General features: G+C 71.5%; 15 protein-coding genes. 8 read left to right on the top strand and 7 right to left on the bottom strand.

All coding sequences use genetic code 11. The annotated features are described in order from the left end of the window. Positions 1-200: 200 nt before the first annotated feature. Both ACZ607_RS08245 and ACZ607_RS08240 read left to right on the top strand, forming a co-directional pair. On the top strand, positions 201-1,124 hold the full coding sequence (locus ACZ607_RS08245) for an endo-beta-N-acetylglucosaminidase H (protein WP_469732985.1): 924 nt from the start codon (positions 201-203) through the stop codon (positions 1,122-1,124). Between the two features lie 171 nt (positions 1,125-1,295). Then, positions 1,296-1,778, top strand: a complete 483-nt coding sequence (locus ACZ607_RS08240; RefSeq protein ID WP_469732984.1) for a molybdopterin-dependent oxidoreductase — start codon at positions 1,296-1,298, stop codon at positions 1,776-1,778. Between the two features lie 113 nt (positions 1,779-1,891). Here ACZ607_RS08240 and ACZ607_RS08235 read toward each other — a convergent pair whose 3' ends face one another. Together ACZ607_RS08235 and ACZ607_RS08230 are read right to left on the bottom strand one after the other, a co-directional pair. Continuing rightward, a complete protein-coding gene (locus ACZ607_RS08235; protein ID WP_469732983.1) occupies positions 1,892-4,624 on the bottom strand; it encodes a molybdopterin-dependent oxidoreductase in 2,733 nt (910 codons plus the stop codon). Further along, complete coding sequence (locus ACZ607_RS08230; protein WP_469732981.1) at positions 4,621-5,442, bottom strand: FAD binding domain-containing protein; 822 nt, start codon at positions 5,440-5,442, stop codon at positions 4,621-4,623. The genes ACZ607_RS08235 and ACZ607_RS08230 overlap by 4 nt, the downstream gene beginning before the upstream one ends. A 216-nt stretch (positions 5,443-5,658) precedes the next feature. Between ACZ607_RS08230 and ACZ607_RS08225 the strand changes: the two genes are divergently transcribed. From ACZ607_RS08225 to ACZ607_RS08210, 4 genes are all read left to right on the top strand, one after another. Continuing rightward, a complete protein-coding gene (locus tag ACZ607_RS08225; RefSeq protein ID WP_469732979.1) occupies positions 5,659-7,224 on the top strand; it encodes a PucR family transcriptional regulator in 1,566 nt (521 codons plus the stop codon). Between the two features lie 65 nt (positions 7,225-7,289). Beyond that, positions 7,290-8,216: a LysR family transcriptional regulator gene (locus ACZ607_RS08220; RefSeq protein ID WP_469732977.1), complete on the top strand. Its 927-nt coding sequence runs from the start codon at positions 7,290-7,292 to the stop codon at positions 8,214-8,216. A 128-nt stretch (positions 8,217-8,344) separates the two neighbouring features. Beyond that, positions 8,345-9,505, top strand: a complete 1,161-nt coding sequence (locus ACZ607_RS08215) for an NAD-dependent formate dehydrogenase (protein WP_469732975.1) — start codon at positions 8,345-8,347, stop codon at positions 9,503-9,505. A gap of 235 nt (positions 9,506-9,740) precedes the next feature. Continuing rightward, on the top strand, positions 9,741-10,784 hold the full coding sequence (locus ACZ607_RS08210) for a beta family protein (RefSeq protein WP_469732973.1): 1,044 nt from the start codon (positions 9,741-9,743) through the stop codon (positions 10,782-10,784). A 212-nt stretch (positions 10,785-10,996) separates the two neighbouring features. On the opposite strand, the gene ACZ607_RS08205 is transcribed toward ACZ607_RS08210, so the two are convergent. The 3 genes from ACZ607_RS08205 to ACZ607_RS08195 form a co-directional block, all read right to left on the bottom strand. Further along, entirely contained in the window at positions 10,997-12,526 is a 1,530-nt protein-coding gene (locus ACZ607_RS08205) for a helix-turn-helix domain-containing protein (protein ID WP_469732971.1), read from the bottom strand. 150 nt (positions 12,527-12,676) lie between these two features. After that, entirely contained in the window at positions 12,677-12,877 is a 201-nt protein-coding gene (locus tag ACZ607_RS08200; RefSeq protein ID WP_099176721.1) for a DUF4236 domain-containing protein, read from the bottom strand. A 75-nt stretch (positions 12,878-12,952) separates the two neighbouring features. Further along, a complete protein-coding gene (locus ACZ607_RS08195) occupies positions 12,953-13,612 on the bottom strand; it encodes a GNAT family N-acetyltransferase (protein ID WP_469732969.1) in 660 nt (219 codons plus the stop codon). 285 nt (positions 13,613-13,897) lie between these two features. On the opposite strand from ACZ607_RS08195, the gene acnA reads away from it, so the two are divergent. After that, positions 13,898-16,612, top strand: coding sequence for an aconitate hydratase AcnA (gene acnA / locus ACZ607_RS08190; protein WP_469732967.1), 2,715 nt, complete (start codon positions 13,898-13,900; stop codon positions 16,610-16,612). A gap of 71 nt (positions 16,613-16,683) precedes the next feature. After that, positions 16,684-17,913 (top strand): ROK family protein, encoded by a 1,230-nt coding sequence (locus tag ACZ607_RS08185; RefSeq protein WP_469732965.1) that lies wholly within the window; start codon positions 16,684-16,686, stop codon positions 17,911-17,913. Positions 17,914-17,941: 28 nt separating this feature from the next. Here the strand turns inward: ACZ607_RS08185 and ACZ607_RS08180 are convergent, their stop codons facing one another. Then, complete coding sequence (locus ACZ607_RS08180) at positions 17,942-19,015, bottom strand: YihY/virulence factor BrkB family protein (protein ID WP_469732963.1); 1,074 nt, start codon at positions 19,013-19,015, stop codon at positions 17,942-17,944. Positions 19,016-19,155: 140 nt separating this feature from the next. Continuing rightward, positions 19,156-20,535 carry a GH1 family beta-glucosidase gene (locus ACZ607_RS08175; protein ID WP_469732961.1) on the bottom strand — a complete coding sequence of 460 codons (1,380 nt, stop codon included), beginning with the start codon at positions 20,533-20,535 and terminating at the stop codon, positions 19,156-19,158. Positions 20,536-20,539: the final 4 nt, after the last annotated feature.

Genomic DNA, 20,539 nt, shown 5'->3' with positions numbered 1-20,539 from the left:
AGGAACGGTCCAACCCGGTCATGGTCGACAGATGAGGCCTCCGGTGGCGCGGCCGGGGCCGGGCGGGGAACTTGCGGGGAAGTCGTGAGAGTTCGGGCAAGGATCCCGGGTTCGCTCGCGGGTGCGGAAGGCTCGCAAGGCTGACTCGGCGTTCTCGAACAGGTCGGGCGCCGACCCATGCGAGGGGAGACCGATCAACGATGTTCACTCCGGTACGGCGCAGAGTACGGACGGCCGCGCTCGCGCTCTCGGCCGTCGCGGCGCTCGCCTTCGGCACGACCGCCACGACCGCCTCGGCCGATGCGGCAGCGGCCCCCGCTCCCGCGAAACAGGGGCCGACCTCGGTGGCGTACGTCGAGGTGAACAACCACAGCATGCTCAACGTCGGCAAGTACACCCTCGCCGACGGCGGCAACGCCTTCGACGTCGCCGTGATCTTCGCGGCGAACATCAACTACGACACGGGCACGAAGGCGGCGTACCTCTCCTTCAACGACAACGTGCGGCGCGTCCTCGACAACGCGGCCACGGAGATACGGCCGTTGCAGCAGAAGGGCATCAAGGTCGTCCTCTCGGTGCTCGGCAACCACCAGGGCGCGGGCTTCGCCAACTTCCCTTCCCAGCAGGCTGCTTCGGCGTTCGCGACACAGCTGTCGGACACGGTGGCGACGTACGGGCTCGACGGCATCGACTTCGACGACGAGTACGCCGAGTACGGCAACAACGGCACGGGCCAGCCCAACGACAGCTCGTTCGTGCACCTGGTGACCGCGCTGCGCGCGAACATGCCGGACAAGATCATCAGCCTCTACAACATCGGCCCGGCCGCGTCCCGGCTCTCCTACGGCGGCGTGGACGTCTCGTCCGCGTTCGACTACGCCTGGAACCCGTACTACGGCACCTGGCAGGTCCCCGGCATCGCGCTGCCCAAGTCCAAGCTGTCACCGGCGGCCGTCGAGATCGGCCGGACCTCGCAGAGCACGGCCGCCGGTTTCGCCCGCCGCACCGTCGACGAGGGGTACGGCGTCTATCTGACGTACAACCTCGACGGGGCCGACCGCAGCGCCGATGTCTCCGCGTTCACCCGGGAGTTGTACGGGAGCGAGGCTCTCTACACGCCGTAGGAGCCGGGGCCGGGCCTCGGCGCGCCCGCGCCCCCGGCCCGGCAGCAGCCGCAGATGCGAGGGTGACCCCTTCGGTCGCTTCGCATGATGCGGGAATTCCCTCATGTCGGGTCGCATGTGCGTTTGTACGGGAGGGGGGTTCGGGTACGGTCACTGAGGAGGTGGTAGCCCGTGAGCCAGCCCTTCACAGCTGCCTGTTCGTCCGCCGGCCCCCACGCGGATGTCGTCCTGGCCGGTGACTTGGAGCGCCCGGTCCGGCTGACCGTGCCCGACCTGCTCGCCTGGCCGCAGCACGCGGCCGACGTCAGCTTCGAGTGCGCCACCAGCGGCATACAGCACCACCGTTTCACCGGACCGCTCCTGCACGACGTGCTGACGGGCGCCGGGCCCCGGTTCGCCCCGGCCCGGCGCAAGGACCGCCTGCGCTTCCTGATCGCGGTGTCCGGCGCGGACGGCCACCACGCGCTGCTGTCGTGGGCCGAGATCGATCCCGACTTCGGGCGCGCCCAGGTGCTGCTCGCGGTGACGATCGACGACACCTCGCTCGACCGGGTCGGCCCGCAGCTGGTCCTCCCGCAGGACCGCTGCGGCGCACGGCACATCAGCGGCATCAACGCCGTACACGTGGACGGCGGGTACTCCTCGTGGCACTGACTCCGGGCGTCCGGCACCTGCCCCACGAGGGCCTCACGCCGTCGGAGCGGCGCTGGGCTCGGGCGCACCGGTAGGCGGGGCGGGCCTGCCCGGGTGTGCGACTCCCGGCCTCCCTAGGAGTCGTTCCTCCCGCTCCGGTCCCGCAGTCCGAGCCACACCCGGTCCCGGGTCAGCGGCAGTTCGGTGAAGCGGACGCCCGTCGCGTCCCGCAGGGCGTTGGCGAAGGCGGGGGCGACCGGGTTGAAGGGGCTCTCGCTCATCGACTTGGCGCCCAGGGGCCCGATGGCGTCGGCCGTCTCCATGAAGTGCACCTCGGTGCGCGGGACATCGGCGTACTGGGGGAGCCGGTAGCGACGGAACGCGGCCGTCTCCACGGCGCCGTGCTCGTCGATGCGGACGTTCTCGAAGAGCGTGGCCCCGAGCGCCTGGGCGACGCCGCCCTCGACCTGGCCCCGGCACTGCATCGGATTCATGACCTTCCCCGCGTCGGCCGCGTGGACGCTGCGCAGGATGCGGATCTCTCCGGTGCCGGGGTCGACGGCGATCCGGAACCACTGTGCGTTGAAGGCGACCGAGCGGGGCGTGCCGCCGAAGTGCCCGTCGGCCGCGCAGGAGACCCCGACGGCCTCGGCCGCCGCGTGCAGCTCCTTGAGGGGGAGGCGGCCGCCGGGGTGGAGCACGGCTTCCTCCGAGAGCCGGCAGTCGGCGCGCGGAGCCCGCAGGTGGGCGGCGGCGAAATCGAGGAGCAGGTCGGCGAGGGCGCGGGAAGCGCGCAGGGTGGCCTTTCCCGCGACCACCACACCCGTGGAGGCGAAGGCGCCGGTGTCGTGCTTGACGACATCGGTGTCGGACTGGCGGACGGTGATGCGGCCGACGGTGGTGGCGAGCTCGCCCGCCGCGATCTGGCGGTGCACGGTGGTGGTGCCGTTGCCGAATTCCGCGGTGCCCACGGCGAGGTCGAACGTGCCGTCGGGCAGGAGTGTGGCCCGTGCGTCGGCGATGTGGCCGCCGGGCGGACCGGTGGCGATCATCGCCAGCGCGGCGCCCTCACCCACCAGCCATCCGTCCGGGGCGGGCCGGTCGGCGTCCGTTCGTTCCCGGGCCTGACGCACGATCCCCAGGCACTGGTCGAGGCCGTAGCTGGCGATGTGCAGGTCCTCCTCGTGGCCGCCCGGGGTGACCATGGCCTCGCCCGGCCCGATGATGTTTCTCGCCTTGAACTCCAACGGGTCCAGACCGAGCATCCGCGCGAGTTCGTCCAGCGCCGACTCCACGGCGAACATCACCTGGCCGAGCCCGTAACCACGGAACGCGCCGGCCGGGACGGTGTGGGTGTAGACGGAGTAGGCGTCGACCTTCTTGTGCGGGGCGCGGTAGACGGCCGTCGACTCGCCGACGCTGTGGAACATCACGGCCGGGCCGTGGTTGCCGTACGCGCCCGTGTTCGCCACCACCCGCAGGCGGAGCGCGGTGAGCGTCCCGTCCCTGCGGGCCCCCAGCTTCACGTCGATCGTGAAGGGGTGACGGGTGGTGGCCCCGAAGAACTGCTCGGCCCGCGTGTACTCCAGCTTCACGGGGCGCCGCAGCCTCAGCACCGCCAGGGCGACGATGTCCTCGACGAGCATCTCCTGCTTGCCGCCGAAGCCCCCGCCGACCCGGCCGGCCACCACACGGACCTTGTCCAGCGGCAGGTCATGGAGCGCGCACAGCGCCCGGCGGGTCAGGAACGGAGTCTGGGAGCTGGTGCGCACGGTGAGGCGGCCGTCCTCGTCGATCCAGGCGACGGCCCCGTGGGTCTCCAGGCTGGCGTGCTGCACGCGCTGGGTGCGGAAGGTCTCCTCGTACACGGCGTCCGCCTCGGCGAAGCCCGCCTCGACGTCACCGATCTCCCCGTGGACCTCGCCGACCACGTTGTCCCCGGGGCGCGCGATACGGGCCGTCGCGGCGTCCTTGTCATGGACCACCGGGGCGCCGGGCCGCATCGCCTCCTCCGGGTCGAGGACGGCCGGCAGCACTTCGTACGTCACCTCCACCCGCCTGCACCCCTCCTCGGCGGCTGCCTCGCTGTCCGCGACCACGGCCGCGACGCGCTGACCGACGTGGCGGACCGTGTCGTCCAGGACGCGGGTGTCGTCCGGGTCCTCCTCCGGATGTTCGTGGCGCGCGGTGGAGAAGTGCCGTTCCGGGGCGTCGTGATGGGTGAACACGGCGTGGACGCCGGGCACCCGCAGGGCGGCGGAGGTGTCGATCGCGACGATCCGCGCGTGGGCGTGCGGGGAGCGCAGCAGCTTCATGTGGAGCAGCCCCGGTACGTCGATGTCGAAGGTGTAGCGGGCGGTGCCGGTGACGACCTGCGGACCCGCCGGAGCGGGCAGACTGCGGCCCACCGACTCGCCGGCGCGGGGCTCCTCGGCGTGACACACCCCGCGTACGGCGTCCTCGATGGCCCGGTACCCGGTGCAGCGGCACAGACTGCCCTTGAACGAACGGGGGAGGTCCGCGAGCTGGTCCTCGTCGAGTGCGGCCGTCGTCATCAGGAACCCGGCCGTGCAGAAGCCGCACTGGAAGCCCTGGGCGTCCAGGAACTTCCGCTGTACGGGGTGGAGTTCGCCCTCGGGTGAGGCCAGGCCCTCCACCGTGGTGACGGCACGGCCGTCGGCGCGGAAGGCGGGGTACAGGCAGCTGTGCACCGGCTCGCCGTCCACATGGACCGTGCAGGCGCCGCAGTCGCCCGCGTCGCAGCCCTTCTTCACCCCGAACCAGCCCCGCTCGCGCAGATAGGTGCGCAGGCACTGCCCCGGCCTCGGCTCGTCCTCGAACCGCCTGCCGTTCACGTCGACCCTCATCGCGCCGCCCCTCCGAGTTCCCGCCTGATCTCCTCCGCGAACCGGAACGCCATGTGCCGCCGCCACTCGGGCAGGCCGTGGATGTCGTCGTACCACGCGTCGTCGGCGACGGCCGAGCCGATCGCCGTACGCAACTCCTCCGCGCCCGGCGGCAACGGGAACCACAGCCGCACCGGTCGCGCCGTCGCGGCGGTGACGGTGACGGCCAGCGAACCGTCCAGCGGGTCCAGGGCGCCGATGACCAGCGCCCCGGACCGGCCGAGCCCGTACAGCGAGGCCTGCCGGAACGCCGTACGGCACGCGAGAGCCCGCGCCGGAAGGGTGACCGAGCGCAGCAGCTCACCCTCGGCGAGGTCCTTGCGGCCGGCACCCGTGACGAAGTCCGCGACCCGCACCTCGCGCCGTGCGCCGTCCTGGGCCAGCAGCAGGCACCGTCCGTCGAGTGCGGCCGTGAGGGAGATCATCGGCCCGGCGGGGAGGGCGTTGCAGAGGTTCCCGCCCACCGTGGCCATGTTCCAGATCTTGAACGAGGCCAGGAAGGCCCGGCAGCACTGTTCGAAGAGCGGTGCCGCTCGGGCGCCGAGCCCCTTCGCGAACCGCGACAGCTGGGCGATGGTGCAGGTGGCGGCGATCTCCAGCGAGCCGTCCGGGTGGAGTCCGGCCGGCGTCCAGCCGGTCCGGCTCAGGTCCACCAGGCGCCGCAGGTGCGGTTGCGGCTCGGAGAAGAGATACGTGCCGCCACCGAGCCAGGCGTCACCCGGCCCCCAGGGCGCGGCGTCGCGGGCATCCCGTACCTCCACCACCGTGTTCAGGTCCATGGCTGTCAGTGAAGCAAGCCGGCGGGGCCGGGACGACTGGTTCACCACACGGAAACACCGACTTTTCGCGAGGGAACCATGGAGGATCAACCAAGAGGTGTATCCCTCCTTTCATCTGGCACTTACCATGCTAGAACGCGAAGTCACCTAGCTGATGCAATACCCCGTTTCCGAGCCGGCGGGCCGGATCCGGAGCTGTCCGAGGAGCCGGAGCACATGCACGTCGAACATCTGCTGAGGGACGAGACCCTCGGCCTGCGCCTCCTGTGGGCCGAGGACACGCTGATGGAGCGGGAGATCAGCGGGGTGACCGTCACCGACCTGGGGGAGCCCGCCCGGTTCGTGCGTCCCGGGGAGGCCGTCCTCAGCGGGCTGGTGTGGTGGACGCCGGACGGTGATCACCAGGGCAGGGCGGAACGATTCGTCGCCGGTCTGCGCAGCGCGGACGCCGCCGTCCTGCTCGCGGGGGAGGAGACACACGGCTCGGTCCCCGACGACCTGGTCGAAGCATGCGCACGGCACCGCCTTCCGCTGGCAGCCGTTCCGGCCCACGTCATGTTCCGGGCCGTCACCGACAAGATCTACCTCCAGCAGTGGGGCGAACTGGGCCGCCTGCACGCGTTGCCCGAGAACGTCCGCACCCAGCTGAGCCGTCTCGCCGCCCAGGGCGCCGGCCCCGAAGAGGTCGTCACGGCGGCGTTCGGCCATCTCGGCCGGACAGTCGTCGCCCACGTACTCAGCGCCACCGGCCGCACCGTCGCGGGGACACCCGGCGCACCCGCACTGCCCGCCGCCGTAGCCGCCGCCCTCCTGGCGAGCGGCACCGGCGCGACGGTCCCGGTCGACGCGGACGCCGCGCCCACCCCGTACGAACGCTGGTATCTGCACCTGCCGGACCCCAGCGCCGCGCCGCCCCGCGTGCTCCACGAAGTGGCGGCGGTCCTGAGCCGCTGCCAGGAGAGGCAGGTCCGGCGCCGGGCCGTCGCCCACACGGCGGCGGACGAACTGGGCGCGCTGCTCGCCGGGAACGGTGTGCGGGGCTCCGCCGTGGAGGCCGCGCTGCGGAACTGCGGACTGCCGGCCGCCGAGGACCGGTACCGCGTGATCGCCGCCGACACGGGCGTCCGGGGCGAGGGTCTGGCGGGAGGCGCGCTGGCGGAGGCCGTGGCCCACGTGGCGGCGGCGGAGCCCACGGCCGTGGGACGCCTCCCCGACGGCACCGCGTTCGCGATCGTGCCCGGCACCGCCCCCGGCCTGGGCGAGGCATGGCCCCTGGTCGCCGCGTGCGAGCCGTCGGTCCCGCTGCACGGAGGCACCGGGGCGCCGGCCGCCGGTCCGCAGGGCCTGGCCGGAGCGCTGGCCGAGGCCCGCTACGCCCTGGCCTCGGCCCGCAGCACAGCGCCCGACGTCTCCTCGCTGGCCGACGCCGCCACGCTCACCAGCCTCGAAAGGCTGCTGACCGGCATACCCGCCGAGGTGCGCTCCGTGTACAGCCGGACCGTCCTCGGTCCCCTCCTCGACACCCGCAACGCGGGCGCGGCCCCGCTGCTGCACACGCTGCGGACCTTCCTCGCCTGCGACGGCTCATGGGCCCGTACCGCCGAGGCACTGCATCTGCACGTGAACACCGTCCACTACCGCATCCGGCGCACCGAACACTTCACCGGCCGCGACCTGTCCCGCCTCGCCGACCGCCTCGACCTGTGGGCCGCCCTGTTGTGCCACGGGACCGCGCCCATGACCGCCCCCGGCCCGGGGCCGTCCGTGGTGCATGCCGGCTGACCGCGAGCCCGACGGGTGGCGGCCCATGATGGACGCCGGCCCACCGGAGCCCTGGGAGGTCACGCATGCAACTGCGCCAACTCGAATACCTGGTCGCCCTCGCCCGCGAGCGTCACTTCGTCCGCGCGGCGGCCGCCTGTTACGTCTCCCAGCCCTCGCTGTCCGCCGCGATCCGACGCCTCGAACACGAGCTGAACGTACCGATCGTGCGGCGGGGGAGACGGTACGAAGGGCTGACCCCGGAGGGTGAGGTGGTCCTGGCCTGGGCCCACCGCATCCTCGCCGAGCGGGACGCCCTGCGCCAGGAGCTCTCCGCCCTGCGCGACGGCCTCACGGGCACCCTGCGCCTCGGCGTCGTCCCCACCGCGCTACCCGTCGCCTCCCTGCTCACCGGCCCCTTCTGCGAACGCCACCCGAGCGCCCGGGTGAGCATCGAGTCCCTGTCCTCCGCCGACATCACGCACGGACTGGCCGAGTTCGAACTGGACGCGGCGATGACCTACCTGGAGGACGACTCCCTGCGCCGACTGCCCCTGTACGAGGAGCGGTACGTGCTGCTCACCCCGGTCGACGGCTCGCTCGGGAACGCCCCGACGGCACGCTGGTCCCAGGCGGCCGCTCTCCCGCTGTGCCTGCTCAACCCCCGTATGCGCAACCGCCGCATCATCGACGAGTGCTTCGCCGCCGACGGCGCCACGGCCCACCCCGCGATCGAGTCGGACACCGTCGCCGGGCTGTACGCGCACCTCCCGGGCGGCCGCTGGTCCAGCGTGATCTCGCACGCGTGGCTGCACATGTTCGGCGTCCCGGACGGGATGCGGGTCGTGCCGCTGGAGGGCCCGGCGCACGGGCCGAGGGTGGGGCTGGTCACCGGTCCCGGTGAACCGCCGTCGGTTCTGGCCGGGGCGCTGCTGGCGGTGGCCAGGGAAGCCGGTGTACGCGAGGCGCTGGACGCGTTGCTGAGGACGTACCTGGACGGTGACGACCACTGATAGCCGACGGCTATACGGGCATAGCGAAGTTCGCTTTGACCGGGGCCCTGGGACGCCGGATCGTCATATGTGCCTTCCCGCACGGGAGTTGAGCAGCCTCCCGGACCTCGGAGCTGAGGAGCCGCGACATGAGCAAGGTTCTCTGCGTCCTGTACGACGACCCCACCGACGGATACCCGGCCGCGTACGCCCGGGACGACGTCCCCGTGATCGACCACTACCCGGGCGGCCAGACCGCCCCGACCCCGTCCGCCGTCGACTTCGCGCCGGGCCACCTCCTCGGCAGCGTCACCGGCGAACTCGGCCTGCGGGCCTTCCTGGAGAAGGCCGGCCACACCCTCGTCGTCACCTCCGACAAGGACGGCGAGAACTCGGTCTTCGACCGCGAACTGGCCGACGCGGACGTCGTGATCTCACAGCCCTTCTGGCCCGCGTACCTGACCGCGGAACGCATCGCAGCCGCGCCGAACCTCAAGCTGGCGGTCACGGCCGGCATCGGTTCCGACCATGTCGACCTCGACGCCGCCGTGGCTCATGGGGTGACGGTCGCGGAGGTGACGTACAGCAACAGCATCAGCGTCGCCGAACACGTGGTGATGACGACCCTGTCGCTGGTCCGCAACTACCTGCCCTCCCACCAGGTGGTGCTCGACGGCGGCTGGAACATCGCCGACTGCGTGGCCCGTTCGTACGACCTGGAGGGCATGCACGTCGGAACGGTGGCCGCCGGACGGATCGGCCTCGCGGTCCTGCGGCGCCTGGCCCCCTTCGACGTCGAGCTGCACTACACCGACCGTCATCGCCTCCCCGAGAGCGTCGAGCGCGAACTGGGCCTGACCTTCCACCCGACGGCCGCCGACATGGTGCCGCACTGCGACGTCGTCACGATCAACGCGCCGCTGCACCCCGAGACCGAGGGGCTGTTCGGCGACGAACTGCTGGGCCGGATGAAGCGCGGCGCGTACCTCATCAACACCGCCCGGGCGAAGATCGCCGACCGGGACGCCGTCGACCGGGCGCTGCGCAGCGGCCGGCTGGCGGGCTACGGCGGCGACGTCTGGTACCCGCAGCCGGCCCCGCCCGACCATCCCTGGCGGACCATGCCCCACCACGGAATGACCCCGCACATCTCCGGCTCCTCGCTCTCCGCCCAGGCCCGCTACGCGGCGGGCACCCGCGAGATCCTGGAGTGCTGGCTCACGGGCGAGCCGATCCGCGACGAATACCTGATCGTGGACGGCGGGGCACTGGCGGGGACGGGGGCGCACTCGTACTCGGTCGCGGAGTGACGGGACCGGCAGCAGGCCGCCGCCCCGACCTGGCCAGGAGAAACGCTGGTTAAGGAGGGGGCGGCGGTTCCTCGTCCCGATGCCCGTGTGGCCACACCGATGTGCGGCCGATGCCGGATTCCGGACTGTTGGCTCGATCGGCGCTCTATCCGTGTCGGGGACGTCCGGCCACCCTGTCGGAGAGGGATCAGGCAGGTCAGTTGGCTGGGTGTACGCGGGCACTAGGGGGTGGCCGGTGGCTTACGTCCCGATACTCAAGGCCAAGGCAGGCGAGTTCCAGGCACTGGAGCACGCAACACCGGAGGTCCGCTCCCGGATGCGACCGGTCCTTGAACTCGTACCTGACCCCGAACTGGTCAGGAATCAGCTTGAGACATTCAGCGACCGCGCGATGGACGCGTTCCCACCCGGTGTCGTGTTGACCGTCGACTGCGGCGCCCTACCCGCGACCCGGGTTCTCGAAGGAGCCAGGGGCGGGCCCATCGCACGGCTCAGCGAATCGCTGGGGCTGAGAGCCGTCGAGATGCGTCCGGTGGTCCGCACCAGTGACACAGGCGAGGTTCTGCACGAGGCTGCGGAGGCCTGTAGGTCTCACCAGCGGGGTGCTTGCCTGCGTGTGGCCGCAGGGCCAGGTGAAGCTGCGCCGAGCGAGGAGCAGATCCGGGCGACGCTCCGCATGCTCCATCTCGGCCCTGAAGAGGTTGACCTCCTCCTCGACGCAGGGCCCGTTCATCCGGGGGCCGCGATGAGTGGCTTGGCAGAGGGCGTCATGAAGCTCCTGGATACCCTGACACAGTGGCGATGGCGCCACGAGTGCGTGGCTGCCGGCGCCTTCCCCGTCAACCTGACCGGCTTCCCGCGCGGCCGGGCGACGTCTGTGGCCAGGCGGGATCTGGAGCTCTGGAAACGGGTTGACCAGCAGTGGCACGGCCGGCCGCCGGACTTCGGAGATTTCGGCGTCACGCATCCACGTATGCCGGTCCGGAGTCGCGGGACACCGGACCCGAACATGCGCTACACGACACCGGACGCCTGGCAGGTCTTCGTCTATCCACGCGAGCGCCCGGGGAACGACGACTTCTTCACCCTGAGCCACGACCTCGTCTCATCGCCCCACTGGCCGTCCACGGGCCCGCGAACCTCCTGGGGAGACGCCCGGCTGCATGAATGCGCCCACCGGCAGCGGCTCAAAGCAGGCGGCGGGACGCAATGGCGGGCATGGGCGACGTCCCACCACCTGGCCATGGTGACTGCGGAGGTTGCGACCTGGGCGCGCTGACCTCGTGAGCGGGACCGGCCGCCCCGCCACCGTGTACGCGACCACCGTGCGAGCGCCGCCGACCTGGCCACATTCCGCGCCGCCCTGCGGCGGACCTTGGCTCACCGGTTACCAGCTCTTCCTCGCGTCGGGAGGCTGAACCGCACGCACGGTGCGCCGCCGTGTCGACGCGTCGTGCCCCTCGCCTCCAAGGGGCACGACACCACGCCCGCTCAGATGTCCCGGAAGATCTCGATCTGCGCCCCCACCGAGTTGAGCCGCTCCGCCAGCTCCTCGTAACCCCGGTTGATGACATAGACGTTGCGCAGCACGGACGTTCCCTCGGCCGCCATCATCGCGAGCAGCACCACCACCGCCGGGCGCAGCGCCGGCGGGCACATCATCTCGGCGGCGCGCCAGCGGGTGGGGCCCTCGACCAGGACGCGGTGCGGGTCCAGGAGCTGGAGCCTGCCGCCGAGGCGGTTGAGGTCGGTGAGGTAGATCGCGCGGTTGTCGTAGACCCAGTCGTGGATCAGGGTCTGGCCGTGTGCGGAGGCCGCGATCGCCGCGAAGAACGGCACGTTGTCGATGTTCAGCCCGGGGAAGGGCATCGGGTGGATCTTGTCGATGGGCGCCTCCAGCTTGGAGGGCCGGACCGTCAGGTCCACCAGCCGGGTGCGGCCGTTGTCGGCCGCGTACTCCGCCGTGCGGTCGCAGTCGACGCCCATCTCCTCCAGGACCGCGAGCTCGATCTCCAGGAACTCGATCGGGACCCGGCGGATCGTCAGCTCGGACTCCGTGACCACGGCGGCGGCCAGCAGGCTCATCGCCTCGACCGGGTCCTCGGAGGGGGAGTAGTCGACGTCCACGTCGATCGCCGGCACGCCGTGCACGGTGAGCGTGGTCGTCCCGACCCCGTCGACCCGTACGCCGAGCGCCTCCAGGAAGAAGCACAGGTCCTGGACCATGTAGTTGGAGGAGGCGTTACGGATGACCGTCGTGCCGTCGTGCCGGGCGGCGGCCAGCAGCGCGTTCTCGGTCACCGTGTCGCCGCGCTCGGTCAGCACGATCGGGCGGTCCGGCCGGACCTCGTGGTCGACCTGTGCGTGGTACAGCCCGTCGGTCGCGGCGATCTCCAGGCCGAAGCGGCGCAGCGCGATCATGTGCGGCTCGATCGTGCGCGTACCGAGGTCGCAGCCGCCGGCGTACGGCAGGGTGAAGCGGTCCTCCCGGTGCAGCAGCGGGCCGAGGAACATGATGATGGAGCGGGTCCGGCGCGCGGCGTCCGCGTCGATGGCCTCCAGCTCCAGCCGCTCGGGCGGCAGGATCTCCAGGTCGACGCCGTCGTTGATCCAGCGGGTGCGCACGCCGATGGAGTTGAGGACCTCCAGCAGCCGGAAGACCTCCTCGATGCGGGCCACCCGGCGGAGCACCGTGCGGCCCTTGTTGAGCAGCGATCCGCAGAGCAGCGCGACGCAGGCGTTCTTGCTCGTCTTCACGTCGATGGAGCCCGAGAGTCGGCGGCCGCCGACCACACGCAGATGCATCGGTCCGGCGTAGCCGAGCGACACGATCTCGCTGTCGAGCGCCTCGCCGATGCGGGCGATCATCTCAAGGCTGATGTTCTGATTGCCACGTTCGATGCGGTTGACGGCGCTCTGGCTCGTGGCCAGCGCCTCGGCGAGCTGACTCTGTGTCCAGCCACGATGCTGACGGGCGTCACGGATGAGCTTGCCGATACGGGCGAGGTAGTCGTCTTCCATGTCTGCACGCTATCTCAGATATGAGATGACGATCGTGCCGGGGGTGTGGGGTTCGGGTGACGGTCGGGTGCCGGACCGCGGGCAGCCGCCTGTTTGAAGGGTCGGTCGGGCCCGGCGGTCCGGCGTGCGGAACTCGGCCGAACGGGTGAGTCAGCCGCGACGGCTGCGCTTGGTGGTCCTGCGCCAGCCGAAGGGGCCCGGCAGGTCCATCGACGTGGTGCGCCGGCCCGTGCTGCTCGTGGTGCGCCTCGGCCCGTGCCGTCCGCCGGAGGTGACGGACCAGGAGCGGCGGTTGATGTTCAGCCGGACGCCCGGGAGGATCTGGAAGCTCTTACGGAAGGTGAGCGGCATCTGTGCCTCCTCTGTCATGAGTACGCCTATCCCGTAGCCGCCGGGTCATGCACGCGGACCTGTGGATCCTGGGCGTCAGCGCTGTTCCGGGTCCGGCCCCCGCAGGGCGTTGGCCAGCGGCGCCGATACGGACCATCCCGGGCTCTCGTACAGGGCTCGCCCCTCCGGCGACGAGGCCAGCAGCCCGACCGCCGCGCCCTGTTCGGCGGCCGCGGTCGTGAGCGTGCGCATGATCAGGCGGCCGAGGCCGCGACGCCGGTGGGCGGGCTGGGTCTCGACCTTGTCGATGACGGCGGTGCCGCCGGTGACGGCCGCCTGACCCCGTGCGGCCTGTGTGCCGTCGGCGGCGTGCACCCGGGCGTGGGTCACGCCGTCGAGGGTCCAGGTGCGGAGCCGGTAGCCGTCGGGGAGGAGGGCCGGGGCCCGGGCGGGGCGCAGCGCGGCCGACATCAGATGGCCCGGTTCGGTGAGGGACCAGCCGGGTGCGATCCACGGCCCGAGCGCCTCCGCCCGTACGAAGGCCTTCAGCCGGACGCCGGGCCTGACCGTGCCCGAGGTGACCTCCCGTACGGTCGCCGCGTCGGCGGTGGTCAGGACGTGGCTCGTCGCGTGCCGGGGAGGGCCCGCGGTCACGGTGAAGCCCCAGGGGAAGGGGTCCGGTCCGGCCGCTCCCCGTGAGAGGGCCCAGCCGTGGACCCAGGCCCGTACGGCCTCGGAAGTGGTGGTGAAGTGCACGGCGCCTTCCCGGGCGGGTGGTGGGTCGGCATCGAAATGTACCGGTCCCGCCGCGCGCGTCATCGCGGAGCGGCGCGGGACACGGGCGCCCGGGCATGACCGCGCGGCGGCGATGTACTAGAGTTATCTCGACATCGAGATATCTGCCGAGGCGCACCGCAGCCGCCGCTCGGTAAGGGTTACCTAACTAATCCTTACCTTAGCGGATGGTGGGGGCCGCAGGCGGCGCCGGCCGCACATGAGGCGCGGCGCGGTTGAACGCGCACATTGAAGAAGGAGACTGTCGTGTCGGCGAACAGCTTCGACGCCCGCAGCACGCTGCAGGTGGGCGACGAGTCGTACGAGATCTTCAGGCTGGACAAGGTCGAGGGCTCCGCGCGCCTCCCTTACAGCCTGAAGGTGCTGCTGGAGAACCTGCTCCGCACCGAGGACGGCGCGAACATCACCGCCGACCACATCCGGGCGCTGGGCGGATGGGACTCCCAGGCCCAGCCCAGCCAGGAGATCCAGTTCACGCCGGCTCGCGTGATCATGCAGGACTTCACGGGCGTCCCGTGTGTCGTGGACCTCGCCACCATGCGTGAGGCCGTCAAGGAGCTCGGCGGCGACCCGGCGAAGATCAACCCGCTGGCCCCGGCCGAGCTGGTCATCGACCACTCCGTCATCGCCGACAAGTTCGGCACCAACGACGCGTTCTCGCAGAACGTCGAGCTGGAGTACGGCCGCAACAAGGAGCGCTACCAGTTCCTGCGCTGGGGCCAGACCGCCTTCGACGAGTTCAAGGTCGTCCCCCCGGGCACCGGCATCGTCCACCAGGTCAACATCGAGCACCTGGCCCGCACGGTCATGGTCCGCAACGGCCAGGCGTACCCCGACACCCTCGTCGGCACCGACTCGCACACCACCATGGTCAACGGCCTCGGCGTGCTGGGCTGGGGCGTCGGCGGCATCGAGGCCGAGGCCGCGATGCTCGGCCAGCCGGTCTCCATGCTCATCCCGCGCGTCGTCGGCTTCAAGCTGACCGGCGAGCTCCCGGCCGGCACCACCGCCACCGACCTCGTGCTGACCATCACCGAGATGCTCCGCAAGCACGGCGTCGTCGGCAAGTTCGTCGAGTTCTACGGTGAGGGCGTCGCCGCCACCTCCCTCGCCAACCGCGCCACCATCGGCAACATGTCGCCGGAGTTCGGCTCCACCGCCGCGATCTTCCCGATCGACGACGAGACGCTGAAGTACCTCCGTCTCACCGGCCGTGACGCCCAGCAGGTCGCGCTCGTCGAGGCGTACGCCAAGGAGCAGGGCCTCTGGCTCGACCCGGCCGCCGAGCCGGACTTCTCCGAGAAGCTGGAGCTCGACCTCTCCACGGTCGTCCCCTCCATCGCCGGCCCGAAGCGCCCGCAGGACCGCATCGTCCTCGCCAACGCCAAGGCGCAGTTCGCCCAGGACGTCCGCAACTACGTCGCGGACGACGAGGAGGCGGGCAAGGAGTCCTTCCCGGCCTCCGACGCCCCGGCCTCCTCCAACGGCGTCCCGACGAACCCGGTCACCGTGACCGCCCCCGACGGCACGACGTACGAGCTGGACCACGGCGCCGTCACCGTCGCCGCGATCACCTCCTGCACCAACACCTCGAACCCGTACGTCATGGTCGCCGCGGCGCTCGTGGCGAAGAAGGCCGTCGAGAAGGGCCTGACCCGCAAGCCGTGGGTCAAGACCACCCTCGCCCCGGGTTCCAAGGTCGTCACCGACTACTTCGACAAGGCGGGCCTGACCCCGTACCTCGACAAGGTCGGCTTCAACCTCGTCGGCTACGGCTGCACCACCTGCATCGGCAACTCCGGCCCGCTGCCGGACGAGGTCTCCAAGGCCGTCAACGACCACGACCTGGCCGTCACCTCGGTGCTCTCCGGCAACCGCAACTTCGAGGGCCGGATCAACCCCGACGTCAAGATGAACTACCTGGCGTCCCCGCCGCTGGTCGTCGCGTACGCCATCGCAGGCTCGATGAAGGTCGACATCACCAAGGACGCCCTCGGCGTCGACCAGGACGGCAAGCCCGTCCACCTCGAGGACATCTGGCCGACCGAGGCCGAGGTCAACGACGTCGTGGCGAACGCCATCGGCGAGGACATGTTCAACAAGTCCTACCAGGACGTCTTCGCGGGCGACGCCCAGTGGCAGGCGCTGCCGATCCCGACCGGCAACACCTTCGAGTGGGACTCCGAGTCCACCTACGTGCGCAAGCCCCCGTACTTCGAGGGCATGACCATGGAGACGTCCCCGGTCGAGGACATCACCGGCGCCCGTGTCCTCGCCAAGCTGGGCGACTCGGTCACCACCGACCACATCTCCCCGGCCGGTGCGATCAAGGCCGACACCCCGGCCGGCAAGTACCTCACGGAGCACGGCATCGAGCGCCGTGACTTCAACTCCTACGGCTCGCGCCGTGGCAACCACGAGGTCATGATCCGCGGCACGTTCGCCAACATCCGCCTGCGCAACCAGATCGCGCCGGGCACCGAGGGCGGCTACACCCGCGACTTCACCCAGCAGGACGGCCCGGTGTCGTTCATCTACGACGCCTCGCAGAACTACCAGGCCGCCGGCACCCCGCTCGTCATCCTGGCGGGCAAGGAGTACGGCTCCGGCTCGTCCCGTGACTGGGCGGCCAAGGGCACCGCGCTCCTGGGCGTCAAGGCCGTCATCGCCGAGTCCTACGAGCGCATCCACCGCTCGAACCTCATCGGCATGGGCGTCCTCCCGCTCCAGTTCCCCGAGGGCCACACCGCCGAGTCCCTCGGCCTGACCGGTGAGGAGACCTTCTCCTTCGCCGGCGTGACCGAGCTGAACAACGGCACCACGCCGCGCACCGTCAAGGTCACCACCGACACCGGTGTGGAGTTCGACGGCGTCGTCCGCATCGACACCCCCGGCGAGGCGGACTACTACCGCAACGGCGGCATCCTGCAGTACGTGCTCCGCAGCCTCATCCGCAAGTAGGGGCACCGCGAAGTGAGCGAAGGGCCGCACCCCCTGGGTGCGGCCCTTCGCCCGTTAGGCTCGAAGGTCTGATGAAGAACACCCTCACCTCGCCGGCGGCCAAGGCCGGACACGAGTCCGTGCGCCGTCACAACCTCAGCCTGGTCCTGCGGACCGTCCGCGCGGAGGGGGAGGTCACCCGGGCGCGGGTGGCGAGTCTCGTGGGGCTCACCAGGGCCGCCGTCTCCTCGCTCGTCGAGGAGCTGCTCGCGCTGGGCTGCCTCAGCGAGTCCGGCAAGACCTCCAGCGGATCGGCCGGGCGCCCCGGCACCGTGCTGAAGCTCTCCAGGACCGGTCCGGCGGGGCTCGGCGTGGAGATCAACATCGATTACGTCTCCGTGTGCGCCGTCGACCTCACCGGCACCGACCGCGTCCGCGTCACCGAGCACACCGACCACCGGGGCGTCCCGCCCGCCGAGGTCCTGGCCCACGCCGCCCGCCTCACCGACCGCGTCATCGCCTCGACACGGGAGCAGGAGCTGCGCGTCGTCGGCGTCGAGCTGGCGCTGCCCGGCCTCGTCTCCGGCGGAGTCGTCCGGCAGGCCCCCAACCTCGGCTGGAGCAGGGTCGCCGCCGAGGGCATCTTCGGGCAGGCGCTCAGCACACTGCGCCCGGCCGGACGGGCCCTCGCCGTCGGCTCCGACAACGAGGCCAACCTGGCCGCCCTCGCCGAGCTGTGGTTCGGCGGACTCGGCGGCGTACGCACCTTCCTCTATCTCACCGGTGAGATCGGCGTCGGCGGCGCGCTCGTGGTGAACGGCGAGTTGCTCCGCGGCGCCCACGGGTTCGCCGGCGAGATCGGCCATGTCGTCGTCGACCCGGAGGGCCCCCTCTGCCGGTGCGGCGCGCACGGCTGCCTGGAGCAGTACGCCGGCCGGGCGGCCCTGCTGCGCGCGGCCGGGACGGACCCCGACTCCGGCGTACGGGGGATCGTGGAGCTGGAACAGCGCGCGGCGGCCGGCCGGAGGAAGGCCCTCACGGCGCTGCGCGAGGCGGGGGACAGGCTGGGCGTGGTGCTGGCCGGCGCGGTGAACCTCTTCGACCCCGAGGCCGTCGTCCTCGGCGGGATCTACCGGAGCCTGATGCCCTGGCTGGAGGAGTCCGCGGACGCCCAGCTCGGCGCGCGCGTGGTGTCAGGCCGCTGGCACGAGAACGGCAGCCGGCTGCGGGCCTCCTCCGTCTCCGGCGACGCGGCGCGGGGCGCGGCGGCCCGGGTGGTGCACGAGGTGCTGGAGAACCCGGCGGCGTACGCCCTGCGGTGAGGGCGTACGCCGGTGCGGGGCAGCCGGTTCAGCCCAGCTGGCGGCGGTCCTCCTCGGTCCACGTGGCGGTGTCGCGCGGTTCCACGTACGGCTCCTCGGCCGCGGGATGGCCGCCGTCGATGGCCCGCTGCCGTGCCATCTCCGCGTCGAATTCGAGGCCGAGCAGGATCGCCAGATTGGTGAGCCAGAGCCACACCAGGAAGATGATCACGCCCGCGAGAGCGCCGTACGTCTTGTTGTACGAGGAGAAGTACGCCACGTACAGCGCGAAGCCGGCCGAGGCGACCATCCAGAGCAGCAGGGCGAGGAAGCTGCCGGGGGTCACCCACTTGAAGCCGCGTCCCCGGGCGTTGGGCGCCGCCCAGTACAGGAGCGCGATCATGACGATGACGAGCAGGACCAGGACCGGCCACTTCGCGATCGACCAGGCCGTCATGGCGGGGCCGCCGACCCCCAGGGCGGAACCGGCCCGCTGGGCGAGGGGACCGGTGAACACCACGATCAGGGCGCTGACCGCCGCCAGCACCATCAGGGTCACGGTCAGCGCCAGCCGCAGGGGCAGCACCTTCCACGCCGGCCGGCCCTCGGGCATGTCGTAGACGACGTTGGAGGAGCGGATGAACGCCGCGATGTAGCCGGAGGCCGACCACACCGCCAGCAGCAGACCGACCACGGCCATCAGCGAACCCGTGCCGCCGTTGCCCCGCAGCTGCTCCACGGCTCCGGAGAGGATGTCCCGGACCGGCCCCGGGGCGAGCTTCTGGAGGTTGTCCATCACCTGCTGGGTGGCGGACTCGCCCGCGATGCCGAGCAGGGACACCAGGACGAGCAGGGCCGGGAAGAGCGAGAGGACGCTGTAGTAGGTGAGGGCGGCGGCCCGGTCGGCGAGCTCGTCCTCGGTGAACTCACGGACCGTCCGCTTGAGTACCGCCCACCACGACCTCCTGGGCATGGCGGCCGGACCGTCGGGTGCGTCGCGCTCCACCTCCGGGTCCGGACCGACGTGGTCCGACGTCCGGGCGGCGTCGTCCGCGAGGTCTCCGTCGCGGTCGTCACGGCCGCCGTGGACGGGGTGCGCCTGAGGTTCCGGTGTTCGTGCCATGCAAGTCCGGGTAACCGCCCCGGCCGGACGGAAACCGGTCGCGCCGGGATTCGCTCCGACACGGCCCGGCCGCCACCGGTGACGCGTGAGGGCCCGGGCGGCTGTCCGGCCGCCCGGGCCCTCACGCGCCCTCCCCGCGATCAGGCCCTGTGCGCCGCGATCAGCTGCTGATACCAGCGGTAGCTGTCCTTCGGGGTGCGCTCCAGGGTGTCGTAGTCGACCCGGATGATCCCGAACCGCTTCGCGTAGCCCAGCGCCCACTCGAAGTTGTCCAGCAGTGACCAGACGTAGTACCCGCGTACGTCGACACCGGCGTCCATGGCCGTCCGCAGCGCCGTCAGATGCGTGCGCAGGTACTCCACGCGGTCCGCGTCGCGGACGGAGCCGTCCGCCTCGACGCTGTCGAACTCCGCCGAGCCGTTCTCCGTGATGTGCACGGGCGGCAGGGCGTCGCCGTACGTCTGCCCGAGCGCCGTCAGCAGGTCCGTGAAGGACTCCGGGACGACGGGCCAGCCCATCGCCGTCGTGCGGACGTCCGGGTAGCTGCCCTCCGCGTACCGGTTGTCGGTCGCGACGCGCAGCGCCGGGTCCGCCTCGCGGTGCGGGGCGGCCGCGACGACGATCGGCCGGTAGTAGTTGATGCCCAGGAAGTCCATCGGCTGGGAGATCAGCTCCAGGTCGCCGTCCCGCCGGAAGTCCTGGCCGGTGATCAGCTCGCCCCAGGTCTCCTCCTCGGTGGCCGGGTAACGGCCCGCGAGGAGCGGCTCGGTCCACACCAGGTTGTGCTGGGTGTCCGCCCGGACGACCGCGGCGAGGTCGGCGTCCGACTCGGTGGCCGGGACGTTGCGGTCCAGGTTGAGCGTGATGCCCGCCTCGCGGACGCCCGCCGCGCGCAGCGCGCTCATCGCGTGGCCGTGGCCGACGAGCAGGTGGTGGGCGGCGACCAGCGCGCCGCGGCCCTCCTGAGCACCCGGCGCGTGCCGGCCCACCGAGTAGCCGAGGAACGCGCTGCACCAGGGCTCGTTGAGGGTGATCCAGCGCGGCACGCGGTCGCCGAGGTGCTCGGCGACGATCGCCGTGTACTCGCCGAAGCGCTCCGCCGTCTCCCGTACGCGCCAGCCGCCCTTGTCCTCCAGGGCCTGCGGCAGGTCCCAGTGGTAGAGGGTGGCGGCCGGCTCGATGCCCGCCTCCAGGAGCGAGTCGACGAGGCGGGAGTAGAAGTCCAGCCCCTTCGGGTTCACCGCCCCGCTGCCCGTCGGCTGGATCCGGGGCCAGGCGATCGAGAAGCGGTACGACTCCACGCCCAGGTCGCGCAGGAGTGCCACGTCCTCCGGGTAGCGGTGGTAGTGGTCGCAGGCGACGTCACCGGTGTCACCGCCGTCCGTCCGGCCGGGCGTGTGGCTGTAGGTGTCCCAGATGGACGGGCCGCGGCCGTCTTCCTCCGCGGCGCCCTCGATCTGGTACGAGGCCGTGGCCGCGCCGAAGACGAATCCGGGCGGGAAGACCGGGAAGTCACTCATGGAA

The sequence above is a fragment of the Streptomyces sp. NPDC104381 genome (genome assembly GCF_055583745.1).
Note: the sequence above shows the minus strand (reverse complement) of the source record. Positions and strands in the feature narration are given on the sequence as shown.